Source organism: Burkholderia sp. KL41 (assembly GCF_057005415.2).
On sequence record NZ_CM174447.1, the window covers coordinates 1,821,778 to 1,842,125 of the forward strand.

Consider the following 20,348-nt stretch of genomic DNA (forward strand, 5'->3'; position numbering starts at 1 on the left):
TTGACTTCCCCCTTCTTTTTTGGTTTTCTTCAGGACGAAATGTCGTCCGACATTTGACTGATTGTTAAGGCCGGAGCGAGCAAAAAATGCCGATGTTGAGAGGGAGAATAGGAAACGATTCAGGCTTTGTCTAGAGGAATGGCGATGCGATATGCGTGCTGTCTGGATCGCACGTCTCGATTGTTCTCAGGACGACCTGATAACAAGGGTAAGCCGCGAAGCGAAACGTTGTCGGCGGGCATTCGCACGGGTGACGAAGCGCCTTGGCCGATCATCCCCGGTTCAGGATAACGGGGCTGGCATGTAATCGATATCGTATCGATTGGAACCGTATCCATCTCTGACGCTTCAGGGCGATCGCATAACGCGGGTATAGACATTGGACATTTGGGATCGAAGTAGGCCGGTGCCACGCAATTGCATGCCGCCGGCCCGCAAAGGGACACCACACCGAATTTCACCGAAATGGATCGCCCCCCACGCCCCCCGATCTCACCCCCGCACTGCCTTCACCACATACTGGCTCGTCGGCACCACATCGATCTTGTCGAAGTCGATGAAGCGCCCACAGCTGTCCATCATCTCGGCCACATTGCGCTGGAATTTTTCGTCATCGCCGACCGCATCGAAAAACGCATGCGGATCGGTCATTGCCGCGGCGGGAAAGCACTCCTCGACGATCGCGTCATAACCGGGCGCCGCATGCGTGAGCGCGCGCACGACGACGTTCTGCACGTACAGGAAATTGTCCTGCGTATCGATCGCGACGCGCGTGTGATGCCCGTGCCACACGTCGAGCCATGCTTCGTGCGTGAGGCGCGGCGGCCGCTTCAGGAACGCGAGCTGCGAGAAGCCCGTGGTGCGCTCGCCCGGCCGTGCCGGAAAGCGCGTATTCGGAATCGGTTGCGACTCCGTGACGAGATACGCAGCCATGTGCGGGACGACCGCACGCACCGCGTCGTCGAACGGCTGGCGGAACATCGCGTTTGCGCTATCGACCCACACCGCGACGATCCCGTCGATGCCCGGGTGCGTGTTGGTCTGCTTCAGGCCGGCGGCCGGCGCGACGTCCGTATCCGCGACGTTTACCTGCACGCCGTGCGCACCGAGCGACAGCAGCTTGTCGGCGAGTGGCGCGCGCACCGTGCGGTTCCACTGATCGGGCGCAGCCTGCGCGTCGCGCCACAACACGTAAATGACTTTCTCCATTGCTCCGGCTCCAGAGGGTAATGACGGGATCGGCGGCGTTGCCGCCGGGGTTCAGGAAGCGATTTCAGGCGATCCGGCCGACGGGGGGGCGTCCGGTGCGAACCGGTTCGCGGTCAGCGTGAACGACGGCGGAATCGGCGACGTGACGGTTTCGAACAGGCGCTCGTGGCGCGTCGCGTGAATGCGCCACGCGCCATCGCGTTTCACGTACTGGTCGTCGTAGAACGCAGTGCCGTGCAGCAGGTAGTTGTCCTCGAGATTGATCGCGTGGTCCTCGAGAAACCACACGCCGCACGCATGATCGGCCGAGACCAGCGTGAGCTCGGGGTGATGGCCGTGATGCATCGTCAGGAAAGTCGGCTTGCCGATCAGCTCGCGCAGGCTCGACACGAACGCGTCGCGGCCGTCGTACACGTAGCGGCCGCCGTACAGGCGGGCCTCGCAGTCTTCGGTCACGCAATCCGCGAGCAGCGCCCAGTCGTGCGTGTCGACCGCGCGGAAATACCGGTACTTCAACTGTCGGATCTGCTCGTACTCATGGAGCGTGCGGGTCGTGTCGTCCATCGCCGGGTCTCGTGGTGGTGTCGTTCGATGGTAGGAACGAAGCCGACTGCATCACATCGTCTGTTCGGACGAACGCGCCGTCCGCATGCGCCCCGCGCTGCGAGGACGAATCGCGGGTTTCATCCGAACGGGTGATGGCCGACGCTTCGCGCGGCGATAACGTGGCATCGACGCGGCCATCGAACCGCGCCGGCACCGAACAAGGAGACAGGATGACCCTCATCGAATCGCTGGAAGCGCGTGTGCGCCGGCTCGAGGATGCCGACGCGATCCGCCGGCTGAAGGCGCGCTACTTCACGTGCTGCGACCGCAAGGACCCGCAAGGGATGCGCGACTGCTTCGTGCCCGGACACGTGCACATCGACTACGGCCGCATCGGCACGTTCGACACGCGCGACGCGCTCGTCGACGTATTCGTGCAACTCGGCTGCCATCCGCACATCGTCGAGATGCATCACGGCGTGAATCCCGAGATCGACGTGCTCGACGACGTGCATGCGCGCGGCACGTGGGGCCTGCACTACCAGGTGATCGACACGAACGCGCGAATGCTCACGCAGCTCGGCGCGTACTACGACGACGAATACCGGAAGGTCGACGGCGAATGGAAGATCGCGGGCACGCGCTGCGTCGTCACGTCGACGCTGTCGGCCCGTTACGAAGGCGATGCGCCGGGCGTGCTGTTCGCCGGTGCGCAGCCGCCGGCCGCCTGACGCACGCCAGCGCCTTGCACATGGCGCACATTCCACAGGAGACATCGAACATGACACAGAACCACGATGCGCCGCTCGCCGTCGTGACGGGCGCATCGCGCGGCGCGGGCAAGGGCATCGCGCGCGCGCTCGGTGCGGCCGGCATGACCGTCTACGTCACGGGCCGCTCGCAGAACGAAGGCGATGCGCCGCTGCCCGGCACGATCCACGAGACCGCACGCGAGATCGATGCGCTCGGCGGCCGCGGAATCGCGGTGGCGTGCGACCACGCGGACGACGCGCAGGTGAAGGCGCTGTTCGAGCGCGTCGAACGTGAAAGCGGGCGGCTCGACATTCTCGTCAACAACGCGACCTACCTGCACGATCAACTGATCCTGCCGGGCCCGTTCTGGGAGAAGTCGCTCGACCTCGTCAACATCCTCGATGTCGGGCTGCGCTCGGCCTATGTCGCGAGCTGGCACGCGGCGGCGCTGATGGTGAAGCGTCGCAGCGGGCTGATCGCGTTCACGTCGTCGTTCGGCGCGAGCTGTTACATGCACGGGGCGGCCTACGGCGCGCAGAAATCCGGTGTCGACAAGTTCGCGAAGGACATGGCCGTCGACCTGAAGCCGTTCGACGTCGCGGCCGTGTCGATCTGGATGGGCCCGTTGCGCACCGAGCGCACGACGCGCGTGTGGGAAGAACACCCGGATCTGTACAAGGAATTCTCGCTCGTCGCGGAAAGCCCGGAATTCACGGGCCGCGTGATTCACGCGATCCACGGCGATCCGCAGCGCATGGCGTTGTCGGGGCAGGTGCTCGTCGGCGCGGAAGCCGCGTTGCGGTACGGCATCGCCGATCTCGACGGCAAGCAGCCGCCGTCGTATCGCGAGCTGCTCGGCGGGCCCGTACAGGCCCATCCGGCGATCGTCGCCTGAGGAGCGCACATGGGCATCCTGAAAGGCAAGGTCGCGCTCGTGACGGGCGCGGGGCAGGGCGTCGGCCAGGGCGTCGCGCAGGCGCTCGCGGCGGAAGGCGCGCACGTCGCGGTGGTCGGTCGTACCCGCGACAAGCTGCTCGCGACCTGCGAGGCGATTCGCGCGCGTGGCGGCGTGGCCGAGCCGTTCGTGTGCGACGTGATGAACGCCGCGCAGATCGTGGCGTGCGTCGACAGCGTCGTTGCGCGCTTCGGCGGCGTGCAGATCCTGATCAACAACGCGCAGGTCGTGCCGCTCGGCCGCCTGCTCGACGTAACCGATGCGGATTTCCTCGCGGGGCTCGAGTCGGGGCCGATCGCGACGCTGCGCATGATGCGCGCGTGCCATCCGCATCTGAAGGGCGACGGCGTGATCGTCAATTTCGCTTCGTCGGCCGCGGTGCGCTGGGATGCGTCCGGCTACGGCGCGTACGCGGCGACCAAGGAGGCGATTCGTGCGCTGACGCGCGCGGCTGCCTGCGAGTGGGGCATGGACGGGATCCGCGTGAACGCGGTCGCACCACACGCGTTGTCGCCGGGCCTGAAAGGCTGGGTCGACGCGAACCCGCAGGAAGCCGCCGCGTTTTTCCGCACGATTCCGCTCGGCCGCGTAGGCGACTGCGAGCAGGACATCGGGCGCGCGATCGTGTTTCTGGCGAGCCGCGACGCGGCGTACCTGACGGGCGCGACGCTGCCGCTCGACGGCGGGCAGGCGTACTGGGGCTGACGACGCCGGCTGACGGCGCGCGGCGCGCGGCACCGGCCGCGTGCCAATCATGGTCCGGTAAGTGCGCGCACGCCTGCGCACGGCGGCCGGCAAACCGGAATCGAAGAGAGGACGACATGGGTCGACTGGAAGGAAAGGTAGCGATCGTCACGGGCGGTGCGCGTGGCATGGGCGCGGCGACGTGCCGGCTGTTCGTCGCGGAGGGCGCGCGCGTCGTGATCGGCGACGTGCTCGATGCGGAAGGCGAAGCGCTCGCGCGCGAGCTCGGCGACGCGGCGCGCTTCATGCGGCTCGACGTCGCCGACGAAGCGAGCTGGGTGCGCGTGACCGAAGCGACGGTCGAGCAGTTCGGCCGTATCGACGTGCTGGTCAACAATGCGGCCGTGCTGACGTTCGGCGGCATCACCGAGCTGTCGAAACGCGATTTCGAGCGTGCGGTGTCGATCAACCTCGTCGGCACGTTCGTCGGGATCCGGACGATCGCGCCGCGCATGATCGCGCAGAAAAGCGGGTCGATCGTCAACATCTCGTCGGTGGACGGGCTGCGCGGCGTGAACGCACTGGCCGCGTATGTGTCGAGCAAGTGGGGCGTGCGCGGGCTGACGAAGGTCGCGGCGCTCGAACTCGGCCATCAGGGCGTGCGCGTGAATTCGATCCATCCGGGCGGCGTGAATACCGCGATGTCGAACCCGACCGGCGCGCCGCTCGAGGAAATCAACAAGCACTATGCGAACGTGCCGCTGCAACGCGTCGGCCTGCCCGATGAAATCGCGCGCGCGACGCTGTTCCTCGCGAGCGACGAAGCGTCGTACTGCAACGGCGCCGAGCTGGCCGTCGACGGCGGGATGGCGGCAGGCGCGTATTACCCCGGATTGCCGGGCGCACCGTTTTGAGCGGATGGGCCTGCCGCACGTTCACGTCGGATGTTTGTGTACGCAACCTAATTCAGGGTTTGCCTGACTAGCGAAAACGTGAATTCGCACGGCCCGCGCGCTCGCTGGCTAAACGCGGGCGCGGCGGGCCGGATTTGCCGCTTCCGCGAAACCCTTGTTGGACGGCCGTCCCGGCCGTTTCACTCCCGAAACGTGCGCGATGGCGTTGTAAAAATAATTCACAGGCAACCGGCGTGCCGGTTCGCCGGCATGGTTGTTTCTTGTTGCAACGCAACGTTTGCCGAATAACGGCGATGGTATGCTGGTCGCCATGGAGTTGTACGGCAGGTTGCTTGCATGGCGAAACTCGCGTTCGCACCTTCTAACGAGACGTCACCTTCTCTCGCACGCATCGCGGCATCGACACGCGCTCCGCTCGCGTGTCCCGTCCTGCGCGCCGCCGCACCCTGCGCTCCAATCGCATCCCCCATCTCGCGGGCTCGCCCCGCACCCCCCATCCTCGCCCAATAATCTGGAGACACCCTCATGTCGCAAAACAATCTGGCCGAAGCGACACACGGCCCGCTGATCGCTCCGCCGGCTTTCGTCAAACATCGCAAGCTGATCGACTGGGTGTCGCGCATCGCGGCACTCACGGAGCCCGAGCGCGTCGTGTGGTGTGACGGTTCGCAGGAAGAAAACGACGCGCTGTGCCAGGCGATGGTCGACCAGGGCACGCTCAAGCGGCTGAACCCGGCGAAGCGCCCGAACTCGTATCTCGCGCAATCCGATCCGTCCGACGTCGCGCGCGTCGAGGATCGCACGTTCATCTGCGCGGCATCGCGCGACGACGTCGGCCCGACCAACAACTGGATCGCGCCCGCCGAAATGCGCGAGACGCTCAACGGCCTGTTCCGCGGCTCGATGCGCGGCCGCACGCTGTACGTCGTGCCGTTCTCGATGGGCCCGCTCGGCTCGCCGATCGCGCACGTCGGCGTCGAGCTGTCCGACAGCCCGTACGTCGCCGTGAACATGCGGATCATGACGCGCATGGGCCGCGAGGTGTATGACGTGCTGGGCGAGGACGGCGATTTCGTGCCGTGCGTGCACAGCGTCGGCCATCCGCTCGAAGCCGGCCAGCAGGACGTTCCGTGGCCGTGCAACCCGGTCAAGTACATCGTGCATTTTCCCGAGACGCGCGAGATCTGGAGTTTCGGTTCGGGCTACGGCGGCAACGCGCTGCTCGGCAAGAAGTGTTTCGCGCTGCGTATCGCATCGACGATGGGGCGCGACCAGGGCTGGCTCGCCGAACACATGCTGATCCTCGGCGTGACGTCGCCGGCCGGCAAGAAGTATCACGTCGCGGCCGCATTCCCGTCCGCGTGCGGCAAGACGAACTTCGCGATGCTGATTCCGCCGCAGGGCTTCGATGGCTGGAAGGTCACGACGATCGGCGACGACATCGCGTGGCTGAAGCCGGGCCGCGACGGCCGACTGTATGCGATCAACCCGGAAGCCGGCTTCTTCGGTGTCGCGCCGGGCACGGGCGTGAAGACCAACCCGAACGCAATCTCGACGCTCACCGAAAACGTGATCTTCACGAACGTCGCGCTGACGGAAGACGGCGACGTGTGGTGGGAAGGGCTGACCGACACGCCGCCCGCGAAGCTGACCGACTGGCAGGGCAACCCGTGGACGCCGGAGATCGGCAAGGAGACGGGCCGCAAGGCGGCGCATCCGAATTCGCGCTTCACGGCGCCGGCCGCGCAGTGCCCGTCGATCGACGACGACTGGGAAAACCCGGCCGGCGTGCCGATCGACGCGTTCATCTTCGGCGGCCGCCGTTCGACGACCGTGCCGCTCGTGACCGAGGCGCGCGACTGGGTCGAAGGCGTGTACATGGCCGCGACGATGGGCTCGGAGACGACCGCCGCGGCGGTCGGCCAGCAGGGCATCGTGCGCCGCGATCCGTTCGCGATGCTGCCTTTCTGTGGTTACAACGTCAGCGATTATTTCGCGCACTGGCTGAAGCTCGGCAAGCAGCTCGAAGGCGCCGGCGCGAAACTGCCGAAGATCTACTGCGTGAACTGGTTCCGCAAGGATGCGAACGGCAAGTTCGTGTGGCCGGGCTTCGGCGAGAACATGCGCGTGCTGAAGTGGATGCTCGACCGTCTCGAAGGCACGGGTGGCGGCGGTGAGCATGCGTTCGGCGTGTCGCCGGCGTATGAGGACCTGCACTGGGACGGCCTCGATTTCACGCGCGAGCAGTTCGACGCGGTGACGTCGATGAACGCCGACGAATGGCGTGAGGAACTGAAGCTGCATGCGGCGCTGTTCGACATGCTGAAGCTGCGCCTGCCGGCCGAAATGACCGACACGATGAAGAAGATCGAGCAGCGTATCGGCGCCTGACGGCCCGCATCGACGTTGTCGTTCCGACGTCCCGCCGCCGGCATTCGTTGTCGGCGGCGGGACGTTTTTGCATTCGCGCCGCACACGCGCCGTTTGCCTACTGCGCGCGGCAATGCGCAACGACTTCATCGACCGCACGCTGCACATCGCCGCGCCGGTAGCGCAGCAGCGCGCTGTCGGCGGGATCGGGCTCGTACGACACGACGTTGCCGCGCCCCGTGTAGATCGCGATGTCGGGCAACAGCGGATGCTCCTGGTCGAGCGACGGGACGTCCCGCGGATTGCCCGCCGCGCGGAAGAAGGCCGCGAAGTAGTCGGCGAAGCTGAGGTTCTCGTCGCCGACGAGGTAGGCCTTGCCTGCTTCGCCGCGCTGCAGCGCGCCCCAGATCGCTTCCGACAGCGATTGCGTCGAGATGAAGTTGCTGCCGCCGGCCGGCCCGAACACGGGCAGCCCCGCGAACCGGCCTTGCGCATAGCCCGTGTAGGCAGCGAACATCTCGTTGCGCAGCCCCGGCACCGACCCGACGACGAACGGCGCGTTGACGCTGCAGACGGCGAACGACTGCGTCGCGAGCGCGCGGACACGTTCGTCGGCGAGATGGCGCGAGCGCACGTACGGCACCGTGTCGACGAGCGCCGGCGCGACCTGCGGATAGAAGCTGCCGACCAGCACCGCGCGCTTCACGCCCGCGTCGCGCGCGAGCGCGAAAAAGCGCGGCACCGCGTCGACGTTCGCGCGCTCCCAGTGCGCGGCTTCGTCGGTGCCGGGCGGCAGGTGGCGGATATCGTTGCCGGCCGCGAACAATACCGCGTCGAACGGCGCGAGATCGTCGCGCGTGAAGTTGCCGGCCACGTAATCGCGCAGCAGGACGTCGAACTGCGCGAGTGCGCTGCCGGCGGAGGGTGGCTTGCGTGCGGCGAGTGTCACGCGGTTGCCTTGCGCGTGCAGGTGCAGCGCGGCATGGCCGCCGATGAGGCCGGTGCCGCCGACGATCAGGATCTTCATGGTGTCTCCGGTAGCGGCGCTTTCGTGCCGCGTGAAATGAACAGGCGGGCGGTGCCGCTCAGAAATTGAAGCCGTTGCCCGTGACGACGGGCATGTTGGTCCAGAAGCCGTTCGGGTCGCGATACCAGCCGGCCGCCGCGAGCGCGCCGCCGTCGACATGCAGCGTCGTGCCGGTGACCCACGCGGCGAGCGGGCTCGCCAGGAACAGCGCGGCACCCGCGATATCGCCGGCCGCGCCGAAGCGCCCGAGCGGGATCCAGCGCGGGATGTGCTCGCGATGCTCGGCCGCGACCATCGCGCTGACGGGCACCTGCGGCGTCTCGGTGGTTTCGGGGGCGATCTGGTTCACGCGAATGCCGGCCGGCCCGAGTTCGAGCGCGAGGCTTTTCGTGAAGCCGGTCAGCGCGGCCTTGAACGACGCGTACACGGTGCAGTTCGGAATGGCGCGAAAGCCTTCGATCGACGACACGCCGACGATGCTGCCGCCCGCGCCGCGCTTGCGCAGCAACGGCAGCATCGCGCGCGTGACGACGAACACCTGGCGCAGGTTCGCGTCGAACAGCCGCGCGATGTCGTCGTCGGTGCAGTCGTCGAACGGTTTCGCGATCTGCAGGAAGTCGCCCACATTGTTGACGAGCACGTCGAGGCCGCCGAAGCGCGCGTCGACGGTTCGTGCGAACGCATCGACCTGGTCGCGGCGCGTGACGTCGACGGTGCCGACGAGCGCGTCGACGCCCGCCGCCTCGAGCACCTGGCGCACGTCCTGCGCGCGGGCCGGGTCGATCTCGGCTACCGCGACGCGCGCGCCGGCCGCGCCGAACGCTTCCGCACATGCACGGCCGATGCCCGCACCGCCGCCGGTGACCAGCACGGTCTTGCCGTTGAATGAAATCATCGATGAACTCCTTTGAACGGGAGAGCAGTGCGTCGCGTCACAGCGACGACACCAGTTGCGCGTTGTCGATCCGCAGCTCCGCACCGTTCACGAAACGCGATTCGTCGGACGCGAGGAACAGCACGAGATTCGCGACGTCCCGCGGGTCGCACATGCGTGCCATCGGATCGCTGCCGATGCCGAGCGCGGCCGGGTCGAGATCGGGCATCAGCGCCTGCGTCATCGGCGTCCAGATCCCGTCCGGATGGATCGAGTTGCAGCGGATGCGGTAACCGCTGCGCTTGCAGTGCACGGCGACGCTGCGCGCGAGCGCCGTCACCGCGCCTTTCGACCCGGTGTATGCGCACATCATCGGCAGCCCGCCGAGCGCGGCGACCGACGACATCATCACGATCGAACCCGGCGTGTCGTTGCCCTTCATCGCGCCGATCGCATATTTGCAGCCGAGGAAATAGCCGTCGGCGTTGGTGCGCATCACGCGCCGCCATGTGTCGAGGCTCGTGTCCTCGATCGAGCCGACCGGGCAGATCGCCGCGTTGTTGACGAGCACGTCGAGGCGGCCGAAACGGTCGAGCGTCGATGCGATCGCCTGTCGCCAGCCGTCCTCGTCGGCGATGTCGTGGCGGACGAACAGTGCGGCGTCGCCGATCTCGCGTGCGAGCGCGCGGCCGGCATCCTCGTCGATGTCGGTCAGCACGACACGCGCGCCTTCGGCGGCGAGCAGCAGCGCATCCGCGCGGCCGACGCCGCTTGCCGCACCGGTGACCAGCGCGACCTTGTTTGCGACTCGATTCATGGTCGGTCGTATTCCCTTGACGTTGAAAGAAGGCGGGCGCTCATGCGGCGCCCGGTGCGCGGCCGGCCTTGATCGCGTCGAGCGCGGCCGTGCCGTAGATCTGCGCGATCGTGTCGTCGACGCGCGGGTTGGTGCGCAGTTCGTGGCCGCCGTCGACCGCGAAACTCTGGCCGGTCACCCAGCCCGACTCGGGGCCCGCGAGATAGCGCACCGCATGCGCGATCGCTTCCGGTTCGCCGAGCGTGCCGAGCGGGATCTGTTCGAGAAAGCTGTCGACGAGCGCGCGGTTGTCGAACATCGGCGCCGTTGCTTCGGAGCGCGTGAGGCCCGGGCGCACCGCGTTCACGCGGATCTTCGCGCCGGCCAGTTCCTCGGCCGCGCCGCGCACGAGCGCTTCGAGCGCAGCCTTCGCGGTGCAGTACGCGGACAGCCAGCGGAAATTGATCTGCGCGGCCGTCGACGAGATGCAGACGATCGCGCCGCCGCCGCTGCCGGCGAGCCGCGGCGCGGCGTGACGGATCGCGGCGAACGCGCTGTGCAGGTTCAGGTCGATTTCGGCGCGGAAGGTGTCGGCGTCGTGCAGCAGCAGCGGCCGGAAGCCCGCACCGCCAACCGTCGGCACGACGATGTCGAGGCGATGGTCGAGCGCCCACGCGCAGTCGAGCGCGGCCTGCAGGTCGCCTTCGTCGCAGGCGTCGCCCGCGTGGATCGCGACGCGGCCGCCGGGCACGGCGTCGGTCAGTTGCCGTTGCGTGCGTTCGAGCGCGTCGCGGCGGCGGCCCATCAGCACGACGGCCGCGCCGTCGGCGACGAGCGCGTGCGCGCAGGCCGCGCCGATGCCGCCGGCGCCGCCCGTGACGAGTGCGGTGCGGCCGTCGAGGGGAGCAGCGGTGCGCATCGTTCAGCCCTCCAGCGGCAGGTCTTGCGACCAGTCGACGTGCAGCGTGCGCGCGGCGAAACGCCACGTGCCGCCGTCGAACACGCAGCGGTCGCGATAGCGCAGCCCCCAGTCGAGCTTGCGCTTCACGCCGTCGCGCACGTAGACGTGGCAGGCGACGCCATAGGTCTCGACGTCGGCCTCGCCGCCGTCGAGCGTCACGAGCTGGTTGTGCACGTGATGCTGGGTCGCTTCGTAGCGCTCGATCACGCGCATGCCCGTCACGATCGCGTCGCGATCGTCGAAGCGGAAGCCGGGCCCGGCGAGCTGCGCATCGGGCGTGAAGAGGGCGGTGAGTCGCGGCCAGTCGCGCCGGTCGACGGCTTGCGCGTAGCGGCACGCCAGTTCATACAGCGCGTGGCGGGGATTCGAATCGGTCATGCAGTGCTCCCGTGGAAGAACGGAAAGAGTCGGCCGCGCCGCGAGTGCGGACGCGGCGGCATTGCGACGTCGAGGCGAAGGTTCGCATCGGAGCGATGGCGACTCATCATCCATACGGAGCAGGGCGAGGGTCGGGGAAAACACCGGGGCCGGGCGCCGCGTGCCGCGTGATCGCGCCCGGATGGTGCGGCGCAGCGGCCGGCGTGCGACAGGCGTCTGACGATTGGCGCGGCCGGCCGCGACAGGCGTGCAACGCGCCGCGTCTCCTCCGCGTGTGCGAAGCCATCGCGCACGATGCTGCGATGCGACACGCCGTGCGCCCGCCGCTCAGCGTTTGCCCCTAGTCGAAATGGACGATGGCCGGCGGCCGGGCGCTGGCTACCGTGCAGTCATCCGGTGCCGCATGCGATGCGCGCCGGACACGAACCGCACCAGCGGACAACCGGAGGGGACGACGATCATGAGACTGACGACTCGCAAGCTGTGCGTACTGGCGATGGGCACGTTCGCTGCCATGGCGATGGCGCGATACGGCGCCGATCAGGTTCCGTCGCCACCGTATGCGGCCGGCATCCTGCAATGCCGCTCGGTCGACGCGAACGGGCTGCCGGCCGGCTGCGTGCCGATCGATCCGTCGCACTTCGGTTTCGCCGCGCTGCGCGGCATGTGACGTCGGCGCGGCTGCGCGCCGTGCAGGCCGGCAGCCGTGGCGGCGAGATGGCGTACCGACGCCCTTCGCCACGACCACGTCGGAATCATCGCGCGGGCCGATCCCGTTTGACGCGGGTCGCTGATTCAACCGGGCGCGGGACGCGTGCGTCGCGCACGCGCACCGTCGCACGCCCGTCCCGGCATAGGGGCATAGGGGCATCGCGGCAACGTCGGCAACGGGCGCCTGTCCGGCCCTCGCCGCATCCACCGCTGTTCATCGCTTCCCTCAGGTTTCCTACACGCTGACCCATTCCTCATGTCATCCGACTATTCCCTGACTCACCCCCTGAACATTCGAGACGTGCATCGCTGGGATGCCGAACACGATGTCGTGATCGTCGGTTTCGGCGCGGCCGGCGCCTGCGCGGCGATCGAAGCCGCGCGCGCCGGCGCCGACACGCTGATCGTCGAGCGCGCCTCGAGCTACGGCGGCACGAGCGCGCTGTCGGGCGGCGAGATCTACCTCGGCGGAAGCGGCGGCACGCCCGCACAGCGGCAGGCCGGCTTTACCGACGACACCGAGGATCTGTACCGCTACCTGATGCTGGCCGGCGGGCGCGACGCCGACGAGGCGAAGGTGCGGCTCTACGCGAACGAAAGCCTGGCGCACCACGACTGGCTCGTCGCGCAGGGCCTCACGTACAAGAACACGTTCATTGCCGAGCGGATCGTCGAACCGGAGACCGACGATTGCCTGATCTGGTCGGGCAGCGAGGAAGCCTGGCCGTTCAGCGAGGCCGCGAAGCCGTGCCCGCGCGGGCACACGCCGCAATGGCCGGGCTGGGGCGGCGGGCAGATGCTGATGCGGGTGCTGGCCGAACGCGTGGCGGCGCTCGGCGTCGCGACGCGTTACGACACGCGCGCGCTCGCATTGATCGTCGACGACGATGGCGCGGTGCGCGGCGTCGTGCTGCGCGCGTATGGCGAGACGGCATGCGTGCGTGCGCGTCGCGCGGTGATCCTGTGCGCGGGCGGTTTCGCGATGAATCGCGACATGGTGCGCCGCCATGCGCCGCAGTTCCTGCGCTCGGATGAGCCGATCGGCAGCCCCGGCGACGACGGCTCGGGCATCCTGCTCGGCCAGAGCGCGGGCGGCGCGGCGATCCACATGGACCAGGGCTTCGTCAGCCTGCCGTTCTATGCACCCGAATCGCTGATCCGGGGAATCTTCGTGAACGCGCGCGGCCAGCGCTTCATCAACGAGGACGGTTATCACGGCCGCACGGGTCATCACGCGTTCCACCAGGCCGGCGACCGCATCTACCTGCTCGTCGACCAGGCGACGTACCGCGAGCCGCCCGCGATTGCGCGGATCGGCATCGCGGCGGCCGGCGAAACGTGGGAGGAAGTCGAACGCGACCTGCAGATGCCGGCCGGCACGCTGACGGCGACTGTCGACGTCTACAACCGCCATGCTGCCGAAGGCGCCGATCCGCTGTTCCACAAGGCGGAGAAATGGCTGCAGGCGCTGATCGAGCCGCCGTTCGTCGCGCTCGATTGCCGGATCGACTACGCGTTCTATCCGCATTTCACGCTCGGCGGGCTCGACACGCTGCCGACCGGGCAGGTGGTCGACGCGACGCGCGCGCCGGTGCCGGGGCTCTATGCGGCCGGCCGCACGACCTGCGGGCTGCCGCGCTGGGGCGCCGGGTACAGCTCGGGGTTGTCGCTGGCCGACGCGACGTTCTTCGGCCGGCAGGCCGGCCGTCACGCCGCCCAGGCGGGGTGCGACGCGCTGCGCAACGCCGCGTAGCGTTGGCCGGGGGGAAATGAACGACGCCCCGGGCAATCGTATTGCCCGGGGCGTCGTTTCGGGCACCCAAGTGCCCAAGTGCTTGAGCGGCTCAGCCGCTCAGCCGCTCAGCCGCTCAGCCGCTCAGCCGCTCAGCCGCTAAGCGGCCAACCAGACCAACCCGCCGTCAGCCGAGGTCGAGCGCGTTCGTGAGATCGCCCGGCGGCGTCGCGCCGCGCGCGGCGAACGCCTTGTTGCGCGCGACCACGCCGTCGAGCGGCGCAAGCCCGTGCACGCGGCTGATGAAGCGCAGGATCGAGTTCGTGTCGTACAGCGTGTGATCGACGAAACCCTTCTTCGCGAACGGCGAGATCACGAGCGCCGGAATCCGTGAACCGGGGCCCCAGCGGTCGCCCACCGGCGGCGCGACGTGATCCCACCAGCCGCCGTTCTCGTCGTGCGTCATCACGATCACGGTGTTGTCCCATTGCGGTCCGCGCCGGATATGGTCGATCACCGTCGCGATGTGACGGTCGCCCGATTCGATGTCCGCGTAGCCCGCATGCATGTTCAGGTTGCCCTGCGGCTTGTAGAACGTGACGGCCGGCAGGCGGCCCGCGTCGATGTCGGCGATGAAGTGGTTGGTCGACGGCTCGTCGCCGAGCCCGGCGTCGCGCAGGTGCTTGCTGCGCGCATCGGTGCCGGGCGCGTAGTTCGCGAAATAGTTGAACGGCTGGTGGTGGTACTGGAAATCGGGCACGGTGCCCGTGTCGCGATGCTCGAGCGCGTACTGCCACGCGCCGCTGTACCACGCCCAGTCGATGTTCTTTTCCGACAGGCGATCGCCGATCGTCGCATAACCCTGCGGCGGCATCACGCGATGGTCGGCCGGGTCCGCATACGCGGCGTTGCCCGGGTCAGGCGGCGGCACGTAGCTCGGCTGGTACGGCGGCGCCATCGTGTTCACGCCATAGCCGTCCGGCGTCAGCGGGCCGTCGCCCGCGAACTTCGGCGGGCCGTCGAGCGCGGACGCGGGCGAATCGTCGGCGAGCTTCAGGCGCGTGCCGGCCGGATCGTCGCCTTCGACCTTCGACAGCAGTTTCGCCGCATGCGGATGCTTGTGCGCGTCCGGATACAGCGGCGGCTGCGCGGAGATCAGGAACATGTGGTTCATCCACGAACCGCCGAAGGCCGCCATGAAGAAGTTGTCGCACAGCGTGTATTGCCGTGCGAGGTTCCACAGCCGCAGCGTGTCGGCCGAATTGCGGTAATGGCCCATCACGAGGCCGCCCGAATCGGCCCACGCGGCGAACTGGTCGTTGCGGCCGCCCGCGATCTGCATCTGGTTCTGGTAGAAGCGGTGCCACAGGTCGCGCGTGATCACGCCGTTCGGCAGCGGCTTGCCCTGCGCGTCCGTGATCCGGAACGGCGCGTTCGGCAGCTTGTCGATGTCGCGCTCGGCGATCGCGTAGCGCTTGCCGTCCACTTCCTGCGCCTGCGGCACGAGCCCGCCCCAGATCTTCGGCAGCACGGGCAACGGCGTCTTGCCGTCGCGATCGAGCTGCTGCGCGTGCTCGGGCCGTACCTCGCTCAGCGGATGGCTTACGCCCGGGAAATCGCCGTACAGGTTCGCGAAGCTGCGGTTTTCCGCATAGATCACGACGATGTGCCGCACACGCTGGCGCAGCGCTTCGTCGACGCGCAGGTCGGCGGCGGAACGCGGCGCGCCGGTGGTTTCGCAGCCGCTGAGCGCGACACCCGCACCGAGCGCGGCAAGGCCGCCGAGCACGCGGCGGCGGTCAGGATCGGCAGGAAGGTCGTCGGGGCGATCGGGGGTGTCGTTCACGTCGTGGGTTCCTCGAATGGGCGGGTGGACGGGGCGTAATGCACGGCGGTGCCGCACCGGCTGCCGTGCCCAACGATGGAAGGCAACGGCCCGTATGGCGTATCGGCGCGCGCGATGCATCTGTCACAAAAATGTCACGAACGCGACTATAACGCGGCAACGGGGGCGGATGAAAGGTGTTTGTCGGACGATTCCCGTCGCGCCGCGGGCGATGCGCGACGCACTCGCGCGAACTAGACTTGATTCAGGGGCGGCGCGTCGCGGCGTGCCGCCCGGGCGAGGATTGCCCGGCGATGCCGGCCGACGGCGTTGTCGCGGCATCGTTGATGCGCAGGAGCGAGGCGAGATGGCACGCATGACTACCGCTGCCGCATGGCCGCCGACGCCGCGCGCGGGCTGCGCGCGTAGCCACGCACGTCCGCCGTGCCGCGGCAGCGCAGCATAGCGTCGCGCGCACGTCCGGCCGGATGCCATGGACAGGAAATTCGACTACCCGGGATTGCTGATCGCGGCGGGCTTCTTCGTGCTGTTCGCCGCGCAGTTGCTGATGCTGCGTCCGTCGTCGGCGTCGATCGCGTACAGCGATTTCCACCGGCTCGTCGTCGCACGGCTCGTCGACGATCTCGAAGTCGGCCCCGCATCGATCTCGGGCACGCTGAAGATGCCGCAGGCCGGCGCGGTGCTGCCGGCGTCCGAAGCTTCGGCCGTGCAGCAGGCCGGCGCGCCGTGGCGGTTCACGACCAACCGCGTGAGCGACGAACACCTGACCGACACGCTGACCGCGGCCGGCATCCGCTATCACGGCGCGCCCGACACGAGCTGGATGGCATCGCTTGCCTCGTGGCTGCTGCCGCTCGTGCTGTTCGTGTTCATCTGGAACATGATGCTGCGCAAGCGCGGCGGGCTGCAGGATTTCACCGGGATGGGCAAGAGCCGCGCGCGCGTGTACGTGCAGCAGGAAACCGGCATCACGTTCGACGATATCGCGGGCATCGACGAAGCCAAGGCCGAACTGCAGCAGATCGTCGCGTTCCTGCGCAACCCCGAACGCTACCAGCGGCTCGGCGGCAAGATTCCGAAGGGTGTGCTGATCGTCGGCGCGCCCGGCACCGGCAAGACGCTGCTCGCGCGCGCGGTGGCCGGCGAGGCGGCCGTGCCGTTCTTCTCGATCAGCGGCTCGGCGTTCGTCGAGATGTTCGTCGGCGTCGGCGCGGCACGCGTGCGCGACCTGTTCGAGCAGGCGCAGCAGAAGGCGCCGTGCATCGTGTTCGTCGACGAGCTCGACGCGCTCGGCAAGGTGCGCGGCGTCGGCCCGATGTCGGGCAACGACGAACGCGAGCAGACGCTCAACCAGTTGCTCGTCGAGATGGACGGCTTCCAGGCCGGCTCCGGCGTGATCATCATGGCCGCGACGAACCGGCCGGAGATCCTCGATCCCGCGCTGCTGCGGCCGGGCCGCTTCGATCGCCACATCGCGATCGACCGGCCCGACGTGAACGGCCGCCGGCAGATTCTCGGCGTGCATGTGAAGCGCGTGAAGCTCGCGGCCGACGTCGATCTCGGCGAGCTGGCATCGCGCACGCCGGGCTTCGTCGGTGCCGATCTCGCGAACGTCGTCAACGAGGCCGCGCTGCATGCGGCCGAACTCGGCAAGCCGGCGATCGGGATGGCCGACTTCGACGAGGCGATCGATCGCGCGCTGACGGGCCTCGAACGCAAGAGCCGCGTGATGAACGCGCAGGAGAAGCTGACCATCGCGTATCACGAGGCCGGCCATGCGCTCGTCGCGGAAAGCCGCGCGCATTGCGATCCGGTGAAGAAGGTGTCGATCATTCCGCGCGGCGTGGCGGCGCTCGGTTATACGCAGCAGGTGCCGACCGAGGATCGCTACGTGTTGCGCAGGAGCGAACTGCTCGACCGGATCGATGCCTTGCTCGGCGGGCGCGTTGCCGAGGAGCTCGTGTTCGGCGACGTGTCGACGGGCGCGCAGAACGATCTCGAACGCGCGACCGCGATGGCGCGCCACATGGTCATGCAGTACGGGATGAGCGAGAAGATCGGGCTTGCGACGTTCGACGACGGCGATGTGCGCCAGGGCATGCCCGGCGCGTGGCATGCGGGCGACGGGCGCTGCAGCGAGCACACCGCGCGGATGATCGACGACGAGGTGCGCACGCTGCTCGCCGACGCGCATGCGCGGGTCGCGATGACGCTCGGCGAACGCCGCGATGCGCTCGAACGCATCGCGCGACGGCTGCTGCAATCCGAGGTGCTCGAGCGCGAAGCGCTGCAGGCGCTGATCGACGGGCGCGTCGAACCGTCGTCCGCGACGCCGGCCGCACCGGCACCGGACGACGAAGCCGGCGCACGCGGCGGCGCGATCGAAACGGAGCATGCGTCCGCGGTCGAGCGCGATTTCGTCGCATACGGGCCGCCACGCGAACCCGAGCGCTGAAGGTACCGCGAACCTGCGGGCGGCGCGCATCGATGCGACTGCGTGCCGGCATTCCTTTCCCAGTTGATCCGCGCGGAGTCGCCATGAGCGAGGCGCACATATCGGTCGATGTCGCGCAGCAGGCGCGCTTCTGTTTCGAAGTGGTGTTTGCCGGCACGACGCTGTCGCCGGTGCTCACCGACGAACCGCCGCCGCTCGGCGAAGGACGCGGGCCGAACCCGATCCGGTTGCTGGCCGCGGCGGTCGCGACCTGTCTTGCGGCGAGCCTGCTGTTCGCGCTGGAAAAGCAGCATGTCGATCCGCAGCCGATTGCCGCACACATCGATGTCGACATGGTGCAGAACGAAGCGGGCAGGGTGCGCGTGGGTGCGATGTCGGTACGGCTGTCGATCGGCAGGACGTGGGCCGATCTCGCGGCGGCGACGCGCGTGCTCGATCAGTTCGATGCGTACTGCGTACTGACGGAGAGCCTGCGAGAAGGCATTCCGGTGTCGGTCGATCTGTGCGATGTGAGTGGCGCGGCGCTCGAATACGCGGCGACGGACGCGTGAGCGCGCGTCAGGATTCGGCCGCGGCCGCGACTTCGGCCGCTTCGGCGAGCGCGTCGAGAAAGCGCGTGCGCCACCAGTGCACGTCGGTCTTGCGCAAGATCGCCATCAGCGCCGCATGACGCTGGCGGCGCTCCTCGAGCGGCATCGCGAGCGCACGCTGGATCGCCTGCGCGGTGCCTTGCGTGTCGTATGGATTGACGAGCAGCGCCGACTTCAGCTGCTCGGCCGCGCCGGCAAAACGCGACAGCACGAGCACGCCCGGATCGGCCGCGTCCTGCGCGGCGAGAAATTCTTTCGCGACGAGGTTCATCCCGTCGCGCAGCGGCGTGACGAGCGCGACGCGGCTCGCGCGATAGAGGCCCGGCAAGCGCTTGCGCGCGACGGTGCGGTGAATGTAGCGCATCGGCATCCATTCGAGTTCGCCGTAGTCGCCGTTGATCGCGCCGCACAGGCTGTCCATCTCGCGCCGCAGGTCGTCGTATGCGCCGAGATTCTCACGGCTCGGCGCGGCGATCTGGATCAGCGTCGCGCGGTCGCGGTTCTCCGGATACTGTTCGAGCAACTCGCGGAACGCATGCACGCGCTGCGGCAGCCCTTTCGTGTAATCGAGCCGGTCGACGCCGACCAGCAACTGGCGCCGCGAATATTCGTCGCGCATCCGCTCGAACATGTCGAGGCCGTCGCGGTCGCGCGCAAGCGCCTCGAATTCGTCGACGTTGATGCCGATCGGGAACGCGCCCGCCGACAGCGTGCGGCCGAATGCACGCAGCCGGCCGTCCGGCAGCCGCGCGGCGCCGGCTTCCGCTTCGACGTAATGCTCGAAGTGGAGCAGATCCGACTCGGTCTGGAAGCCGACGAGATCGTATGCGAACAGCGAGCGCATCAGCCATTCGTGTTCCGGGATCGCGGCCATGATCGGCGGCGGCGGCATCGGGATGTGCAGGAAGAAACCGATCGGATTCGTACAGCCCATCGCGCGCAGCTCGGCGGCGAGCGGAATCAGCTGGTAGTCGTGGACCCAGATGGTGTCGTCGGGACGCAGCAGCGTGCGCAGCTTGCGCGCGAACAACTGGTTCACGCGCCGGTAGCCGTCGGCGAAGCGGCGGTCGAACTGCGCGAGATCGAGCCGGTAGTGAAACACCGGCCACAGCACGTTGTTCGAATAACCGAGGTAGTAGGCGTCGTAGTCCTGCGGGTCGAGATCGATCGTCGCGAGCTGGATGCCGCCGACGTTCTGGATCTGCACGTCGTCGCCATGCGCGGGCTGGTCGTCGCCGCCGCGCAGCTTTCCGCTCCAGCCGAACCAGACGCCGCCGGACTCCTGCAGGCTGTCTTTCACGGCAACGGCGAGCCCGCCGGCCGCGGCTTTACGGGGATCTGCAATGCGATTGGATACGACGACGAGTCGGCTCACCAGCTCTCCTGACGATTGTTGGGGGAAGGTTCGTGCGGCCGTGGCGCGAGAAGCTGACGCCGCCATCGGCACGCGGTGTGCGAAGCGATGGGGCCGCAATACGATCGGACGGGAGTCAGGGCACGCGATTCGCCGTCCGAACGCGGAGTGCTTTTTTAAGCATACTCGTCAT

18 protein-coding genes are annotated in these 20,348 nt (G+C 68.1%); 9 read left to right on the forward strand and 9 right to left on the reverse strand.

Translation table 11 applies throughout. The features are described from left to right. Window positions 1–492: 492 nt before the first annotated feature. Together PQB87_RS25685 and PQB87_RS25690 are read right to left on the reverse strand one after the other, a co-directional pair. Entirely contained in the window at window positions 493–1,209 is a 717-nt protein-coding gene (locus tag PQB87_RS25685) for an EthD domain-containing protein (protein WP_489244239.1), read from the reverse strand. 51 nt (window positions 1,210–1,260) lie between these two features. After that, window positions 1,261–1,773 (reverse strand): nuclear transport factor 2 family protein, encoded by a 513-nt coding sequence (locus PQB87_RS25690; protein ID WP_489244240.1) that lies wholly within the window; start codon window positions 1,771–1,773, stop codon window positions 1,261–1,263. Between the two features lie 212 nt (window positions 1,774–1,985). Here PQB87_RS25690 and PQB87_RS25695 point away from each other — a divergent pair, with 212 nt between their 5' ends. The 5 genes from PQB87_RS25695 to PQB87_RS25715 all read left to right on the forward strand — a co-directional run bounded on the left by PQB87_RS25695 (window position 1,986) and on the right by PQB87_RS25715 (window position 7,452). After that, on the forward strand, window positions 1,986–2,486 hold the full coding sequence (locus tag PQB87_RS25695) for a nuclear transport factor 2 family protein (protein WP_489244242.1): 501 nt from the start codon (window positions 1,986–1,988) through the stop codon (window positions 2,484–2,486). A 50-nt stretch (window positions 2,487–2,536) separates the two neighbouring features. After that, on the forward strand, window positions 2,537–3,403 hold the full coding sequence (locus PQB87_RS25700; RefSeq protein ID WP_489244244.1) for an SDR family NAD(P)-dependent oxidoreductase: 867 nt from the start codon (window positions 2,537–2,539) through the stop codon (window positions 3,401–3,403). 9 nt (window positions 3,404–3,412) lie between these two features. Continuing rightward, a complete protein-coding gene (locus PQB87_RS25705) occupies window positions 3,413–4,168 on the forward strand; it encodes an SDR family NAD(P)-dependent oxidoreductase (protein WP_489244246.1) in 756 nt (251 codons plus the stop codon). A 116-nt stretch (window positions 4,169–4,284) separates the two neighbouring features. Further along, entirely contained in the window at window positions 4,285–5,061 is a 777-nt protein-coding gene (locus PQB87_RS25710; protein ID WP_048025179.1) for a glucose 1-dehydrogenase, read from the forward strand. A 525-nt stretch (window positions 5,062–5,586) separates the two neighbouring features. Further along, window positions 5,587–7,452, forward strand: a complete 1,866-nt coding sequence (locus tag PQB87_RS25715; protein ID WP_113046500.1) for a phosphoenolpyruvate carboxykinase (GTP) — start codon at window positions 5,587–5,589, stop codon at window positions 7,450–7,452. 97 nt (window positions 7,453–7,549) lie between these two features. On the opposite strand, the gene PQB87_RS25720 is transcribed toward PQB87_RS25715, so the two are convergent. From PQB87_RS25720 to PQB87_RS25740, 5 genes are read right to left on the reverse strand one after another with little or no spacing between them, the layout of a single operon-like run. Further along, window positions 7,550–8,458 carry an NAD-dependent epimerase/dehydratase family protein gene (locus PQB87_RS25720; protein WP_489244248.1) on the reverse strand — a complete coding sequence of 303 codons (909 nt, stop codon included), beginning with the start codon at window positions 8,456–8,458 and terminating at the stop codon, window positions 7,550–7,552. 58 nt (window positions 8,459–8,516) lie between these two features. Then, a complete protein-coding gene (locus tag PQB87_RS25725) occupies window positions 8,517–9,353 on the reverse strand; it encodes an SDR family NAD(P)-dependent oxidoreductase (RefSeq protein ID WP_261318356.1) in 837 nt (278 codons plus the stop codon). A 37-nt stretch (window positions 9,354–9,390) separates the two neighbouring features. Beyond that, window positions 9,391–10,149 (reverse strand): SDR family oxidoreductase, encoded by a 759-nt coding sequence (locus PQB87_RS25730; RefSeq protein ID WP_027791663.1) that lies wholly within the window; start codon window positions 10,147–10,149, stop codon window positions 9,391–9,393. Window positions 10,150–10,189: 40 nt separating this feature from the next. Next, window positions 10,190–11,047, reverse strand: coding sequence for an SDR family NAD(P)-dependent oxidoreductase (locus PQB87_RS25735; protein WP_174414038.1), 858 nt, complete (start codon window positions 11,045–11,047; stop codon window positions 10,190–10,192). A 3-nt stretch (window positions 11,048–11,050) separates the two neighbouring features. Continuing rightward, the gene (locus PQB87_RS25740) at window positions 11,051–11,467 is read right to left on the reverse strand and encodes a nuclear transport factor 2 family protein (protein WP_027791661.1); all 417 of its coding nucleotides are present in this window, start codon (window positions 11,465–11,467) and stop codon (window positions 11,051–11,053) included. 460 nt (window positions 11,468–11,927) lie between these two features. On the opposite strand from PQB87_RS25740, the gene PQB87_RS25745 reads away from it, so the two are divergent. Both PQB87_RS25745 and PQB87_RS25750 read left to right on the forward strand, forming a co-directional pair. Then, window positions 11,928–12,137 carry a hypothetical protein gene (locus PQB87_RS25745; RefSeq protein WP_027791660.1) on the forward strand — a complete coding sequence of 70 codons (210 nt, stop codon included), beginning with the start codon at window positions 11,928–11,930 and terminating at the stop codon, window positions 12,135–12,137. Window positions 12,138–12,434: 297 nt separating this feature from the next. Then, window positions 12,435–13,931, forward strand: coding sequence for an FAD-dependent oxidoreductase (locus tag PQB87_RS25750; RefSeq protein WP_153489502.1), 1,497 nt, complete (start codon window positions 12,435–12,437; stop codon window positions 13,929–13,931). A 166-nt stretch (window positions 13,932–14,097) separates the two neighbouring features. Here the strand turns inward: PQB87_RS25750 and PQB87_RS25755 are convergent, their stop codons facing one another. After that, complete coding sequence (locus tag PQB87_RS25755; protein ID WP_059484882.1) at window positions 14,098–15,756, reverse strand: acid phosphatase; 1,659 nt, start codon at window positions 15,754–15,756, stop codon at window positions 14,098–14,100. A gap of 472 nt (window positions 15,757–16,228) precedes the next feature. On the opposite strand from PQB87_RS25755, the gene ftsH reads away from it, so the two are divergent. Together ftsH and PQB87_RS25765 are read left to right on the forward strand one after the other, a co-directional pair. Beyond that, the gene (gene ftsH, locus PQB87_RS25760; RefSeq protein ID WP_489244250.1) at window positions 16,229–18,211 is read left to right on the forward strand and encodes an ATP-dependent zinc metalloprotease FtsH; all 1,983 of its coding nucleotides are present in this window, start codon (window positions 16,229–16,231) and stop codon (window positions 18,209–18,211) included. A gap of 83 nt (window positions 18,212–18,294) precedes the next feature. Then, entirely contained in the window at window positions 18,295–18,762 is a 468-nt protein-coding gene (locus tag PQB87_RS25765) for an OsmC family protein (RefSeq protein WP_233343867.1), read from the forward strand. 7 nt (window positions 18,763–18,769) lie between these two features. Here the strand turns inward: PQB87_RS25765 and otsA are convergent, their stop codons facing one another. Further along, window positions 18,770–20,176 carry an alpha,alpha-trehalose-phosphate synthase (UDP-forming) gene (gene otsA, locus PQB87_RS25770; protein ID WP_489244252.1) on the reverse strand — a complete coding sequence of 469 codons (1,407 nt, stop codon included), beginning with the start codon at window positions 20,174–20,176 and terminating at the stop codon, window positions 18,770–18,772. Window positions 20,177–20,348: the final 172 nt, after the last annotated feature.

What these genes read in the sequence shown, in the direction of transcription:
- PQB87_RS25750 (WP_153489502.1), top strand. Translation starts at nt 12,435, where the DNA reads ATGTCATCCGACTATTCCCTGACTCACCCCCTGAACATTCGAGACGTG.
- PQB87_RS25685 (WP_489244239.1), bottom strand. Translation starts at nt 1,209, where the DNA reads ATGGAGAAAGTCATTTACGTGTTGTGGCGCGACGCGCAGGCTGCGCCC.
- PQB87_RS25705 (WP_489244246.1), top strand. Translation starts at nt 3,413, where the DNA reads ATGGGCATCCTGAAAGGCAAGGTCGCGCTCGTGACGGGCGCGGGGCAG.
- PQB87_RS25765 (WP_233343867.1), top strand. Translation starts at nt 18,295, where the DNA reads ATGAGCGAGGCGCACATATCGGTCGATGTCGCGCAGCAGGCGCGCTTC.
- PQB87_RS25700 (WP_489244244.1), top strand. Translation starts at nt 2,537, where the DNA reads ATGACACAGAACCACGATGCGCCGCTCGCCGTCGTGACGGGCGCATCG.
- ftsH (WP_489244250.1), top strand. Translation starts at nt 16,229, where the DNA reads ATGGACAGGAAATTCGACTACCCGGGATTGCTGATCGCGGCGGGCTTC.
- PQB87_RS25720 (WP_489244248.1), bottom strand. Translation starts at nt 8,458, where the DNA reads ATGAAGATCCTGATCGTCGGCGGCACCGGCCTCATCGGCGGCCATGCC.
- PQB87_RS25725 (WP_261318356.1), bottom strand. Translation starts at nt 9,353, where the DNA reads ATGATTTCATTCAACGGCAAGACCGTGCTGGTCACCGGCGGCGGTGCG.
- PQB87_RS25735 (WP_174414038.1), bottom strand. Translation starts at nt 11,047, where the DNA reads ATGCGCACCGCTGCTCCCCTCGACGGCCGCACCGCACTCGTCACGGGC.
- PQB87_RS25690 (WP_489244240.1), bottom strand. Translation starts at nt 1,773, where the DNA reads ATGGACGACACGACCCGCACGCTCCATGAGTACGAGCAGATCCGACAG.
- PQB87_RS25740 (WP_027791661.1), bottom strand. Translation starts at nt 11,467, where the DNA reads ATGACCGATTCGAATCCCCGCCACGCGCTGTATGAACTGGCGTGCCGC.
- PQB87_RS25715 (WP_113046500.1), top strand. Translation starts at nt 5,587, where the DNA reads ATGTCGCAAAACAATCTGGCCGAAGCGACACACGGCCCGCTGATCGCT.
- PQB87_RS25730 (WP_027791663.1), bottom strand. Translation starts at nt 10,149, where the DNA reads ATGAATCGAGTCGCAAACAAGGTCGCGCTGGTCACCGGTGCGGCAAGC.
- PQB87_RS25710 (WP_048025179.1), top strand. Translation starts at nt 4,285, where the DNA reads ATGGGTCGACTGGAAGGAAAGGTAGCGATCGTCACGGGCGGTGCGCGT.
- PQB87_RS25695 (WP_489244242.1), top strand. Translation starts at nt 1,986, where the DNA reads ATGACCCTCATCGAATCGCTGGAAGCGCGTGTGCGCCGGCTCGAGGAT.
- PQB87_RS25745 (WP_027791660.1), top strand. Translation starts at nt 11,928, where the DNA reads ATGAGACTGACGACTCGCAAGCTGTGCGTACTGGCGATGGGCACGTTC.